This window comes from Leifsonia sp. 563, from assembly GCF_040545055.1.
In the GTDB taxonomy this organism is placed as follows: Bacteria; Actinomycetota; Actinomycetes; order Actinomycetales; family Microbacteriaceae; genus Leifsonia.
This window is the reverse complement of record NZ_JBEPLE010000007.1, coordinates 51449-64192: the sequence shown is the minus strand read 5'-3', so window position 1 is coordinate 64192 and position 12744 is coordinate 51449. Positions and strand designations below refer to the sequence as shown.

The following is a 12744-nucleotide window of genomic DNA, read 5'->3' as shown; positions in this document are numbered from 1 at the left end:
ACGACTTTTCGGGCCGAACGCGTGTCCGGCCGACGATCAGAACGGCAGCAGCGGGTCGATCGCGACGGCGAGGAAGATCAGTGTCAGGTACGCGATCGATCCGTGGAACACGCGCATCGGCGACACCGTCTCGTGACGGATCGCCAGGTTGTACAGGCGGTGCGACTCGTAGATGAACCAGCCGCCGGCCACCAAGGAGACGGCCGTGTACAGCAGCCCCATGTGCGCGACCGGGATCAGCAGCAGCGAGCACGCGACCATCGCCCAGGCGTACAGGATGACCTGCAGGCCGACGACGGCACGACCGCGGACCACCGCGAGCATCGGGACACCGGCCTCCTGGTAGTCCGAGCGGTACTTCATCGACAGCGGCCAGTAGTGCGGCGGCGTCCACAGGAAGATGATGCCGAACAGGATGAACGGCGCCCAGTCGAGGGACCCGGTCACGGCCGCCCAGCCGATCAGCACGGGCATGCAGCCGGCGACGCCGCCCCAGACGATGTTCTGCGGGGTCCGGCGCTTCAGGATCAGCGTGTAGAAGACGACGTAGAGCAGGATGGCCGCGACCGACAGCGCGGCGGCGAGCCAGTTGGTGAAGAAGCCCAGCACCACCACGGAGGCGATGCCCAGAGCCCAGGCGAAGACCAGCGCCTCGCGGTCGGACAGCTCGCCGGTGACGAGAGGACGATTCTTCGTCCGCCGCATCACGCGGTCGATGTCGCGGTCGATGTAGCAGTTGAACGCGCCGGCGGAGCCCGCGCTCATGTAGCCGCCGACGACCGTGGCGAGCACCAGCCACAGGTTCGGGATGCCGTTCGCCGCGAGGATCATCGTCGGGACCGTGGTGACCAGCAGGAGCTCGACCACCCGCGGTTTGGTGAGGGCGACGTACGCCTTCACCTTACGAGCGACGCCGATGCGGCCCGGTTCGACACGGCTCTCTACAGCGACGTCCATTGCTCCTCGTGATGTGTCGGCGATGTACTCAGACGGTATCCGATTCTACGTCACGTCGAGGACCGGGCCACCCGACTACCCCGTGTCCGCCTGTGACACAACCGTCTGAGGGAACACCCCATGTTTCTTGCGCGTTACCTATACTTGGAGATGCTCGCCAGCCGAAGCCCTGTTCCGGCCGCACTCTTTGTAGGACGGTGACGGAGGAATGGCTCGGCGCCGATGACGTCCACGGCGCGCACTACCTCAACCGGTGCGGGTTCCACGACGACCCTCACCACATCTACGAAGGGTCAGTTTTCACGTGGCAGCACTGCAGTGGGATCCCATTGACAACAAGGCAGTAGACACGGCTCGCGTTCTCGCGGCCGACGCGGTGGAGAAGGTGGGCAACGGGCATCCCGGCACCGCCATGAGCCTCGCCCCCGCGGCCTACCTGCTGTTCCAGAAGGTGATGCGCCGCGACCCGCGCGACCAGCACTGGCTCGGTCGCGACCGCTTCATCCTCTCGGCGGGCCACTCGTCCCTGACCCAGTACGTCCAGCTCTATCTGGGCGGCTACGGTCTCGAGCTCGACGACCTCAAGAAGCTGCGCACGTGGGGCTCCCTCACCCCCGGCCACCCCGAGTACGGACACACCGACGGCGTGGAGATCACCACCGGCCCCCTGGGCCAGGGCATCTCCTCCGCCGTCGGTTTCGCTTATGCGCAGCGTTTCGAGCGCGGCCTGTTCGATCCGGACGCGGCCCCCGGCACCAGCCCGTTCGACCACCACATCTACGTGATCGCCTCCGACGGCGACCTCGAGGAGGGCGTCAGCTCCGAGGCCTCGTCGCTCGCCGGCCACCAGGAGCTCGGCAACCTGATCGCGATCTACGACAGCAACCAGATCTCGATCGAGGACGACACCGACATCGCCTTCACCGAGGACGTGAAGGCGCGCTACGAGGCGTACCACTGGGACGTGCAGGTCGTCGACTGGAAGAAGACCGGCGTCTACCAGGAGGACGTCGAGGAGCTCTACCAGGCGATCGAGAACGCGAAGGCCGTCACCGACAAGCCGTCGCTGATCATCCTCAAGACCATCATCGGCTGGCCGGCCCCGAAGAAGCAGAACACCGGCAAGATCCACGGCTCCGCCCTGGGTGCCGACGAGCTCCGCGCCGTCAAGGAGGTGCTCGGCTTCGACCCCGAGCAGACCTTCGAGGTCGCCGACGAGGTCATCGAGCACACGCGCAAGGCCATCGAGCGCGGTGCCGAGGAGCGCGCCGAGTGGCAGAAGGGCTTCGACGCCTGGGCCGAGGCGAACCCCGAGCGCAAGCAGCTGCTCGACCGCCTGCTGAGCGGCGCCGCCCCGGAGGAGCTGGAGAGCGCGCTCCCCGTGTTCGAGCCGGGCAAGGACGTCTCCACCCGCGCCGCGAGCGGCAAGGTGCTCAACGCCATCGCGCCGGTCATGCCGGAGCTGTGGGGCGGCTCGGCCGACCTCGCGGAGTCGAACAACACGACCATCGAGAGCGCAGCATCGTTCGTGCCCACCGAGCGCTCGACGCACGAGTGGACCGGCAACCCGTACGGACGCGTGCTGCACTTCGGCATCCGCGAGCACGCCATGGCGGCCATCCTGAACGGCATCGTGCTGCACGGACCGACCCGTCCGTTCGGCGGCACGTTCCTGATCTTCAGCGACTACCAGCGGCCGTCCCTCCGCCTGTCCGCTCTCATGAACATCCCGTCGATCTTCGTCTGGACGCACGACTCCGTCGCGCTGGGCGAGGACGGCCCCACCCACCAGCCGATCGAGCAGCTCTCGACGCTGCGCGCCATCCCCAACTTCACGGTCGTCCGCCCCGGCGACGCCAATGAGGTCGCCTGGGCCTGGAAGACCATGCTGGAGCGCCGCAACGGCCCGGCCGGCATCGCACTGACCCGCCAGAACATCCCGGTGTTCGAGCGCGGAGACGGCGACGCCGAGGGCGACACCCTCGCGTCGGCCAAGAACGTCGCGAAGGGCGCATACATCCTGGCCGAGGCGCCGGGCGGCACGCCGGACGTGATCTTCATCGCGACCGGCTCCGAGGTGCAGATCGCGCTGGAGGCCCGCGAGGAGCTGCGCGGCGAGGGCATCAACGCCCGCGTCGTCTCCGCCCCGAGCCTCGAGTGGTTCGCCGAGCAGCCCGCCGAGTACCGCGAGAAGGTGCTCCCCGCGGCCGTCAAGGCCCGCGTCTCGATCGAGGCCGGCGCGGCGCTCGCCTGGGACAAGATCGTCGGCGACCACGGCCGGAGCGTCTCGATCGAGCACTTCGGTGCCTCGGCCGACTACAAGACGCTGTTCCGCGAGTTCGGTATGACCACCGAGCACGCCGTGTCCGCAGCGAAGGAATCGCTCGCGTCGCTCTGAGCGCGGGCACAAGAGGAGATAAGAGAAAATGACCGACACAACCGCCACCGCCGCGACCCCCACGGCCGCACTGTCCGCAGCGGGCGTCAGCATCTGGCTGGACGACCTGTCGCGTGAGCGCATCAACACGGGCAACCTCGAGAAGCTGATCGCCGAGAAGAACGTGGTCGGCGTGACCACGAACCCGACGATCTTCGCCGCCGCCCTCGCCAAGGGCGAGGCCTACGACGAGCAGGTCCGCCAGCTCGCCGCCGCCGGTGTGGACGTCGACGACGCGATCTTCGAGATCACCACCGACGACGTCGCCAAGGCGAGCGACATCTTCCACAGCGTCTACGAGCGCTCGAACGGCGTCGACGGCCGCGTGTCCATCGAGGTCGCCCCGGGGCTCGCCCGCGACACGAAGGCCACCATCGAGGCCGCGAAGAAGCTCGCGGACAAGATCCAGAAGCCGAACGTCATGATCAAGATCCCGGCGACGGTCGAGGGCCTCGAGGCCATCACGGAGACCATCGCGGCCGGCATCAGCGTCAACGTGACGCTGATCTTCAGCCTCGAGCGCTACCGCGAGGTCATCAACGCCTACCTCACCGGCCTCGAGAAGGCCAAGGCGGCGGGCATCGACCTCTCCGGCATCCACTCGGTCGCCTCGTTCTTCGTCTCGCGCGTCGACACCGAGGTGGACAAGCGCCTCAGCGCGATCGGCACGGACGAGGCCGAGGGCCTCAAGAGCAAGGCCGGCATCGCCAACGCTCGCCTCGCCTACGAGGTGTACGAGCAGCAGTTCGCCACCGAGCGCGCGAAGCTCCTCGTCGAGGCCGGCGCCAACGAGCAGCGCCCGCTGTGGGCCTCCACCGGTGTGAAGGACCCGAGCCTGCCCGACACGCTGTACGTCGAGGCGCTCGTCGCCCCGAACGTCGTCAACACGATGCCCGAGAAGACGCTCGACGCGACCTTCGACCACGGCCACATCACCGGTGACACCGTCACCGGCACCTACGCCGAGTCGAACGACGTGCTCAACAAGCTGGCCGACCTCGGCATCAGCTACGACGACGTGACCGAGACCCTCGAGCGCGAAGGCGTCGAGAAGTTCAACGTCTCGTGGGGCGAGCTCGTCGAGACCGTGAAGAACGCCCTCGAGGGAGCCGCCAAGTGACGTTCCGCATCCACGTCACCGGTGCGGCGGCCGACGCCGTCCGCACCGTGGTGCCGCAGCTCGTCGCCGACAAGGTGGCATCCGGCATCACCGCCCAGGACCCGGCCCTCTGGGGCCCGGCCGCCGAGGCCGAGGCGAGCAAGCGCCTCGGCTGGACCGAAGCGGTCGCCATCTCGCGCCCGCTCGTGCCCGAGATCGTCGCGCTGCGCGACGAGCTGCACGCCAAGGGCGTGAACCACATCGTCCTCGGCGGCATGGGCGGCTCGTCGCTCGCGCCGGAGGTCATCACCCGGACGGCGGAGGCCGAGCTCACTGTGCTCGACTCCACCGACCCGGGTCAGGTGCTCTCGGCTCTCCGCGACCGGCTGGAGGCCACCGCGGTGGTCATCTCGTCCAAGTCGGGCTCGACGCTCGAGACGGACAGCCAGAAGCGCGTCTACGAGAAGTGGTTCCAGGACGCCGGCATCGACCCGCGCGAGCGGATCGTCGTCGTCACCGACCCGGGCTCGCCGCTCGACCAGTCCGCCCGTGAGGCCGGCTACCGCGTGTTCAACGCCGACCCGAACGTCGGCGGCCGCTACTCGGCCCTCACCGCGTTCGGGCTCGTCCCCTCCGGCCTCGCCGGCGTCGACATCTCCGAGCTCCTCGACGAGGCGGACGCCACGTCCATCGAGCTCGCGGTCGACAACGAGCAGAACCCGGGCCTCGTTCTCGGCGCCGCGATCGCCGGAACCAGCCCGCTGAAGGACAAGCTGGGCATCGTCTCCGACGGCACCCACATCGTGGGCTTCGCCGACTGGGCCGAGCAGCTGATCGCCGAGTCCACCGGTAAGGAGGGCACCGGCCTGCTTCCGGTCGTGCTCGACAAGCTCGCCCCCGAGCTCGAGTCGAAGCCGGCCGACCTCCAGGTCGTCCGCCTCGTCGCGAACGCCGAGGCGCACCACCTGTTCCCGGCCGATCGTCACGAGGGCGAGATCCTCGTCTCCGGCAGCCTCGGCGCCCAGCTCATCGTCTGGGAGTACGCGGTCGCGGTCGCCGGACGCCTGCTCGGGATCAACCCGTTCGACCAGCCGGATGTGGAGGCCGCCAAGGTCGCCGCCCGCTCGCTGCTCGACAACCGGCCGGAGCCCGTCACCCCCGCGTTCACCGCGGGCGGCATCGAGGTGCGCACCACCGGGTCCTTCCTCGGCGACGCGAGCACCCTCGACGCCGCCGTGGACGCCCTGCTCGCCCAGCTCGGACCCGACGGCTACGTCGCGGTCCAGGCCTACGTGGACCGCCTCGCGCTCCCCCAGCTCGCGGGCATCCGCGACCTGCTGGCGGCGAAGGCGAACCGCCCGGTCACCTTCGGCTGGGGACCGCGCTTCCTGCACTCGACGGGTCAGTTCCACAAGGGCGGTCCGGCGGTCGGCGTGTTCCTGCAGATCACGGCGACGCCCTCCGAGGATCTCGAGATCCCCGGCCGTCCCTTCACCTTCGGGCAGCTCATCCAGGCCCAGGCCGCCGGCGACGCCAGCGTCCTCGGCGAGCACGGCCGCCCAGTGCTGACGTTGACCCTCACGAACCCCGAGGCGGATGTCGTCTCGCTGTTCGAGGCCGTCAACTGAGCCGTCGATAAAGGAGATCACCCACGTGTCACCGGTGGAAATCACCCCGGAGTTCAACCCGTTGCGGTTGCCCTCCGACCGCCGTCTGAATCGCATCGCGGGGCCCAGCAGCCTCATCATCTTCGGAGTGACAGGCGACCTGTCGCGCAAGAAGTTGATGCCCGCGGTGTACGACCTCGCGAACCGCGGCCTCCTGCCGCCCGGGTTCTCTCTCGTCGGCTTCGCCCGGCGTGACTGGGAGGACCAGGACTTCGAGAAGGTCGTCTACGACGCGGTCAAGCAGTACGCCCGCACGCCTTTCGACGACGACGTGTGGCAGCAGCTCGCACAGGGCATCCGCTTCGTCCCGGGAGAGTTCGACGACGACGAGGCGTTCCAGCGCCTCAAGCAGACCGTCGAAGACCTGGACAAGGAGCGCGGGACCATGGGCAACCATGCGTTCTACCTGTCCATCCCGCCGAAGGCGTTCCCGATCGTCACCGAGCAGCTGAAGCGGTCCGGTCTCGCCGACCAGTCCGGCGACGGCTGGCGGCGCGTCGTCATCGAGAAGCCGTTCGGCCACGACCTGCAGTCGGCTCGCGAGCTGAACGCGGTCGTGGAGACGGTGTTCCCGCCGGACTCGGTGTTCCGCATCGACCACTACCTCGGCAAGGAGACGGTCCAGAACATCCTGGCGCTGCGCTTCGCCAACGAGCTGTACGAGCCGATCTGGAACGCCAACTACGTCGACCACGTGCAGATCACCATGGCCGAGGACATCGGCGTGGGCGGCCGGGCCGGCTACTACGACGGCATCGGCGCTGCGCGCGACGTCATCCAGAACCACCTGCTGCAGCTCCTCGCCCTCACGGCGATGGAGGAGCCTATCTCGTTCAACGCCGCAGACCTGCGCGCCGAGAAGGAGAAGGTGCTGGCCGCCGTCCGGCTGCCCAAGGACCTCGCGAAGTCGACGGCCCGCGGACAGTACGGCCCCGGCTGGCAGGGCGGCGAGAAGGTCCCGGGCTTCCTGGAGGAGGACGGGATGAACCCGCACTCCACCACGGAGACCTACGCGGCCATCAAGCTGGAGATCGGCACCCGCCGCTGGGCGGGCGTCCCGTTCTACCTGCGCGCCGGCAAGCGCCTCGGCCGCCGCGTCACCGAGATCGCGGTCGTCTTCAAGCGCGCTCCGCAGCAGCTCTTCGCGGAGTCGCAGACCAGCGCGCTCGGCCAGAACGCGCTCGTCATCCGCGTCCAGCCCGACGAAGGTGTGACCATCCGCTTCGGCTCGAAGGTCCCCGGCGCCGGCATGCAGGTGCGCGACGTCAGCATGGACTTCGGCTACGGCCACGCCTTCACGGAGGCCAGCCCCGAGGCGTACGAGCGGCTCATCCTGGATGTGCTGCTCGGCGACCCGCCGCTGTTCCCCCGCCACGAGGAGGTCGAGCTCTCCTGGAAGATCCTCGACCCGATCGAGGACTTCTGGGCCACGCAGGGCCAGCCCGAGCAGTACCGCCCCGGAACCTGGGGCCCGAAGTCGGCCGACGAGCTCCTCGCCCGCGACGGCCGCGTTTGGAGGCGTCCATGATCGTCGACCTTCCCGCGACGACCGTCAGCAACATCTCGAAGGCGCTCGTCAAGATCCGCGAGGAGGGCGGCGCCGTCGCCCTCGGCCGCGTCCTGACGCTCATCATCGCGACGCACCTGGGGCAGGAGGAGGAGGCCATCGAGGCCGCCAACGACGCCTCCCGCGAGCACCCGATGCGCGTGATCGTGGTGTCGACCGAGGAGGAGCGGACCCACAACGGCGACGGCCGACTCGACGCGCAGATCCGCGTCGGCGGCGACGCCGGGGCCAGCGAGGTCATCGTGCTCCGCGCTTACGGCGACACGGCGAGCGACGAGGAGGGACTGGTCACCGGCCTGCTCCTCCCCGACGCCCCCGTGGTGGTCTGGTGGCCGGGCATCGCGCCCGAGAAGGCGTCCACCTCTCCCCTGGGCCGCATCGCGACCCGGCGGATCACCGACGCCTCCGCGCAGCCGAACCCGCAGGAGTTCCTGTTCCACCTGGGCAAGACCTACGCCCCCGGTGACACGGACTTCGCGTGGACGCGCCTGACACTGTGGCGCGCGCAGCTCGCCGCGGTGCTCGACCAGCCGCCGTACGAGCCGATCACGGCCGTCGACGTGGCCGGTGCGGCTGACTCGCCGTCCACGCTGCTCCTCGCCGCCTGGCTGCGGCTCCAGCTGCAGGTGCCCGTGCAGTACGACCTCGCCTCGCGCGCGATCGGCTCGGGCGGCATCCACGGCGTGAAGATGGAGCGCGCGTCCGGCGTGATCGAGCTGCGGCGCGAGGTCCCCAACGTCGCCCGCCTGTCGCAGCCCGGCCAGCCCACGCACGACCTCTCCCTGCCACGCCGCAGCCTGCGGGACTGCCTGGCGGAAGAACTGCGTAGGCTGGACCCGGACGACCTCTACGGCGAGGTCATCACCAAGGGTCTCGCACTGCTGGAGACCTCCGACGAAGGAGCAGGCGCCAGGGTATGACGAACGAACGGCGGGTGCTCGTTCACCCCGACAAGGAGGCTCTGACCGCGTCTGTGGCCGCGCGCTTCCTCACCAAGACGATCGACATCCTCGACGATCTGGGGGTGGCGAACATCGCGCTCACCGGCGGCACGATGGGCATCGCGGTGCTGGAGGCGGTCAACGCCTCCCCCGCCCGCGACACCATCGACTGGTCGAAGGTGCACTTCTGGTGGGGAGACGAGCGGTTCGTGCCGCGTGACAGCCCCGACCGCAACGAGCGCCAGGCCCGCGAGGCCCTGCTCGACCACATCGCGGTCCCGCCGGAGAACGTGCACCCCTTCCCGTCGTCGGATGAGGTCCCGGACATCGACGAGGCGGCCCGCCTCTACTCGGCCGAGCTCGAGGCGTTCGCCCACGAGGGCTGGCCGGTGCCGAAGTTCGACATCACCTTCCTCGGCGTCGGGCCGGACGGCCACATCGCGTCGCTGTTCCCGGACCGCCCCGGGATCCGCGAGGAGAAGGCGTCGGTGATCGCCGAGCGCGACTCGCCGAAGCCGCCGCCGCAGCGGCTGAGCCTCACCCGCCCGGTGATCAACTCGTCCGACCGCATCTGGCTCGTGCTGTCCGGCACGGACAAGGCCAGTGCCCTCGGTCTCGCCCTCGCCGGCGCCAGCTACACCGAGGTCCCCGTCGCGGGTGCCAAGGGCCGCAAGCGGACCGTGTTCTTCGTGGACAAGGATGCCGCCGTCGACGTGCCCGAGAACCTCATCGCACCCAGCTACTGACTCGCTCCCGCAGCGTCGTCAACCGCGCGCAGGGCGCACCGGTCAACGGTCCGCGTTGTCGGATCGCACGCCGGTCGTGCCCTGCGGCGGCGATGCGGCGGTCGAACGCGTGCGTCACCAGGTGCAGGTAGAACGCGAGCAGGCGAGCCGCCTCGTCGCGCACCTCCGCCTCCCGGCCGTCGAGGTCGAGTTCGTCCACCCAGCGGTGCAGTTCGGCGAAGGTGACCCGCAATCGCAGCGCTTGCCGCGCATCCGCCGCTGTCGTCACGTCGATGTCGTCACAGCGTGCAAGCAGGATGTCGGCCTTCTCGGCCGCGTCGACGGCCTCCTCCAGCAGGGCCAGCAGACTGAGCCTGCTGACCTCGTCGCCGAGCGCACGCGGAGTGTCCGCCCGATCGTCCCGTGCTCCCCGCATGCCCGCAGTGTAGCCCCGAGACTTGCGCCACATCGTCCCTATAGAGCCGCGATGACCGAGATTTGCGCCAAATCGTGGTTATGGGAGAGCGATAACCGAGATTTGGCGCAAATCGTGGGGATGGGATGGGGCGGGCACAACGCACGAAGGCCGCCCACCGAGAGGTGGGCGGCCTTCGTGACGTGAACGCTCAGTTGGTGGTCGGACGACCCCGACGGGCGCGCAGCTGGTTGAGGGCGTCCTCGAGCAGCTGCTCCGCCTCCTCTTCGCTGCGGCGCTCCTTCACGTACGCGAGGTGCGTCTTGTAGGGCTCCGTCTTCGCGACCGACGGCGGGTTCTCCTTGTCGCGGCCGGCCGGAAGACCGGTCGACGGCGAGTCGATGATGTCGGGAATCTCCTCCTCGGGGAGGTTCGCCGCGAAGTAGCGGACCGTCTCGTTGCCGAGAGCGTCCCAGTACGAGATCGCGACGCGGTCCGCGTGGAAACCACGGTCCTGCTCGCCCATCGGGCCCGCGCCGACGCGCGAGCCGCGGATTGCACTGCCTCCGGATGCCATGCAGTCTCTCCTTCTTCAGTGTGCGCTTACGCGCTGAACTTCGTGATCAGACCGAGCACGACGATGCAGGTGATCCAGATCAGGCCCAGGATCACGGTGATGCGGTTCAGGTTGCGCTCGGCGACACCCGACGCACCCAGGTTGGACGTGACGCCGCCTCCGAACATGTCGGACAGACCGCCGCCGCGACCCTTGTGCAGCAGGATGAGCAGCGTCAGCAGGAGGCTGGTGATGCCGAGCAGCACCTGCAGGACGACCTGGAGAATCAGCACGTGGAACCTTTCGGGAAGCGTCCGGGCCGTGCCCGGGAAGACCAACGACCAGTATAACCGGCGGGAGCCGTCAGAGACCGACGTGCTTCTGATACCGGACGATCGCGGCGAACTCGTTCACGTCGAGGCTCGCACCGCCGACCAGCGCGCCGTCCACATTGGGCTCGCGCATGAAGCCGGCGATGTTGCCCGACTTCACCGAACCGCCGTACAGGATGCGCGTCTTGGCCGCGACGTCGTCGCCCAGCACCTCGGCGATGACCGCACGCAGTGCCGCCGCCACCTGCTCCGCCTGCTCGGGCGTCGCCGCCTGGCCGGAGCCGATGGCCCAGACGGGCTCGTACGCCACGACGAAGTCGGCGGCCGAGTCGACGCGGGACAGCGCGGCACGGAGCTGCGCAACCGGCACAGCGCTCGCGCCGTGGGTCTCGAGGTCCTCCGCCGTCTCGCCGACGCAGATGATCGGGGCGATGTTGTGCTTCAGCGCGGCGGCCACCTTTCCGGCGACCTGCTCGTCGGTCTCGGCGTGCAGCGTGCGCCGCTCCGAGTGACCGATGATGACGTACCGCGACTCCAGGGCCGCGAGGAACGCGGCCGAGATCTCGCCCGTGTACGCACCCGACTCGTGCTCCGAGACGTCCTGTCCGCCGAAGGCGAGGGGCAGCTTGTCGGCCGCGACCAGCGTCTGCACGCTCCGCAGGTCGGTGAAGGGCGGGAAGACCGCCACCTCCACCGCCGAGAAGTCGTGGTTGGCGTCCTTCAGCGTCCACGCGAGCTTCTGCACGAACGCGATCGCCTGGAGGTGGTCCAGGTTCATCTTCCAGTTGCCGGCGATGAGCGGGACACGCCGCACCGTGGGGCTCACTGCTGCCATCCGAGGACCTCCAGTCCGGGGAGTCGCTTGCCTTCCAGGAACTCGAGGCTCGCGCCTCCGCCCGTCGAGATGTGACCGAACTGGTCGTCACGGAACCCGAGCGCACGGACGGCCGCGGCGGAGTCGCCACCTCCGACGACGCTGAGGCCGTCGACCTCGGTGAGCGCCTGCGCGACCGCCTTCGTGCCCGCCGCGAACGGCGCCAGCTCGAACACGCCCATCGGGCCGTTCCAGAACACCGTGCGCGCTCCGCGGACGTACTCCGAGAACAGCTCGGCGGTCTCCGGGCCGATGTCGAGCCCCAGGCCCTTGTCACCCCAGTCGGTGTCCTCGATCGCGTCGACCGGGCGCACCACGTGCTCCGCGTCGGCGCCGAACTTCGAGGCCACCACGACGTCGCGCGGGAGCACCAGCTCGACGCCGAGTTCCTCGGCCTTCGCCAGGTAGCCCTTGACGGTGTCGATCTGATCGGCTTCGAGCAGGCTCGACCCGACCTTCATGCCCTTGGCCGCGAGGAACGTGAACAGCATCCCGCCGCCGATGAGCAGCGAGTTGACCTTCGGCAGGAGGTGACCGATGACACCGAGCTTGTCCGAGACCTTCGAGCCGCCGAGGACGACCGCGTACGGCCGCTCGGGGTTCTCGGTCAGACGGTCGAGCACGTCGAGCTCGGCCTGGATCAGCGTGCCGGCCGCGCTCGGCAGCAGCTGGGCGAGCTCGTAGACACTCGCCTGCTTCCGATGCACGACGCCGAAGCCGTCCGAGACGAAGGCGTCGCCGAAGGCGGCCAGCTTCTCGGCGAAGGCACGACGCTCGCCTTCGTCCTTCGAGGTCTCCCCCGGATTGAACCGGAGGTTCTCCAGCAGGGCGACGTCGCCGTCGTTGAGGCCGTTGACGGCCTCCTCGGCGCCGCCGCCGACGGTGTCCTTGGCGAAGGTCACTGGCGCGCCCAGCAGCTCGGAGAGCCGCTGGGCTACCGGCGCCAGGCTGTACTTCGCATCCGGGGCGCCCTCGGGGCGTCCCAGGTGCGAGATCACGACCACCTTCGCGCCCTGGTTGATCAGGGCGTTCAGCGTGGGAATCGACGCTCGCACGCGACCGTCGTCCGTGATCTTCGCGCCGTCCAGGGGCACGTTGAGATCACAGCGGACGACGACCCGCTTGCCGGCGAGCGAACCGAGTGAGTCGAGAGTGCGGAGCGTCACGTCGGTTC

Annotated in this window: 12 protein-coding genes; 6 read left to right on the top strand and 6 right to left on the bottom strand. The window is 69.1% G+C overall.

The window, feature by feature from the left end:
• Window positions 1–36 precede the first annotated feature (36 nt).
• Window positions 37–957: a heme o synthase gene (locus ABIC47_RS16985; RefSeq protein ID WP_018191130.1), complete on the bottom strand. Its 921-nt coding sequence runs from the start codon at window positions 955–957 to the stop codon at window positions 37–39.
• A 304-nt stretch (window positions 958–1261) separates the two neighbouring features.
• Between ABIC47_RS16985 and tkt the strand changes: the two genes are divergently transcribed.
• From tkt to pgl, 6 genes are read left to right on the top strand one after another with little or no spacing between them, the layout of a single operon-like run.
• Entirely contained in the window at window positions 1262–3355 is a 2094-nt protein-coding gene (tkt, locus tag ABIC47_RS16980) for a transketolase (protein WP_020077540.1), read from the top strand.
• A gap of 28 nt (window positions 3356–3383) precedes the next feature.
• A complete protein-coding gene (gene tal, locus ABIC47_RS16975) occupies window positions 3384–4514 on the top strand; it encodes a transaldolase (protein ID WP_018191132.1) in 1131 nt (376 codons plus the stop codon).
• On the top strand, window positions 4511–6121 hold the full coding sequence (locus ABIC47_RS16970) for a phosphoglucose isomerase-related protein (RefSeq protein WP_018191133.1): 1611 nt from the start codon (window positions 4511–4513) through the stop codon (window positions 6119–6121). Before tal ends, ABIC47_RS16970 begins: the two co-directional genes overlap by 4 nt.
• Before the next feature lie 25 nt (window positions 6122–6146).
• Window positions 6147–7688 carry a glucose-6-phosphate dehydrogenase gene (gene zwf / locus ABIC47_RS16965; protein ID WP_089876038.1) on the top strand — a complete coding sequence of 514 codons (1542 nt, stop codon included), beginning with the start codon at window positions 6147–6149 and terminating at the stop codon, window positions 7686–7688.
• On the top strand, window positions 7685–8647 hold the full coding sequence (locus tag ABIC47_RS16960; RefSeq protein ID WP_020077538.1) for a glucose-6-phosphate dehydrogenase assembly protein OpcA: 963 nt from the start codon (window positions 7685–7687) through the stop codon (window positions 8645–8647). Before zwf ends, ABIC47_RS16960 begins: the two co-directional genes overlap by 4 nt.
• The gene (gene pgl / locus ABIC47_RS16955) at window positions 8644–9414 is read left to right on the top strand and encodes a 6-phosphogluconolactonase (protein WP_354482236.1); all 771 of its coding nucleotides are present in this window, start codon (window positions 8644–8646) and stop codon (window positions 9412–9414) included. The genes ABIC47_RS16960 and pgl overlap by 4 nt, the downstream gene beginning before the upstream one ends.
• Here the strand turns inward: pgl and ABIC47_RS16950 are convergent.
• The 5 genes from ABIC47_RS16950 to ABIC47_RS16930 form a co-directional block, all read right to left on the bottom strand.
• Window positions 9395–9829 (bottom strand): hypothetical protein, encoded by a 435-nt coding sequence (locus ABIC47_RS16950; RefSeq protein WP_354482233.1) that lies wholly within the window; start codon window positions 9827–9829, stop codon window positions 9395–9397. The genes pgl and ABIC47_RS16950 overlap by 20 nt on opposite strands.
• A gap of 190 nt (window positions 9830–10019) precedes the next feature.
• The gene (locus ABIC47_RS16945) at window positions 10020–10385 is read right to left on the bottom strand and encodes an RNA polymerase-binding protein RbpA (protein WP_018191138.1); all 366 of its coding nucleotides are present in this window, start codon (window positions 10383–10385) and stop codon (window positions 10020–10022) included.
• A gap of 26 nt (window positions 10386–10411) precedes the next feature.
• Window positions 10412–10657 (bottom strand): preprotein translocase subunit SecG, encoded by a 246-nt coding sequence (gene secG / locus ABIC47_RS16940; RefSeq protein ID WP_018191139.1) that lies wholly within the window; start codon window positions 10655–10657, stop codon window positions 10412–10414.
• 70 nt (window positions 10658–10727) lie between these two features.
• Window positions 10728–11531 carry a triose-phosphate isomerase gene (tpiA, locus tag ABIC47_RS16935; protein WP_039731453.1) on the bottom strand — a complete coding sequence of 268 codons (804 nt, stop codon included), beginning with the start codon at window positions 11529–11531 and terminating at the stop codon, window positions 10728–10730.
• Window positions 11519–12736 carry a phosphoglycerate kinase gene (locus ABIC47_RS16930; RefSeq protein WP_018191141.1) on the bottom strand — a complete coding sequence of 406 codons (1218 nt, stop codon included), beginning with the start codon at window positions 12734–12736 and terminating at the stop codon, window positions 11519–11521. The genes tpiA and ABIC47_RS16930 overlap by 13 nt, the downstream gene beginning before the upstream one ends.
• Window positions 12737–12744: the final 8 nt, after the last annotated feature.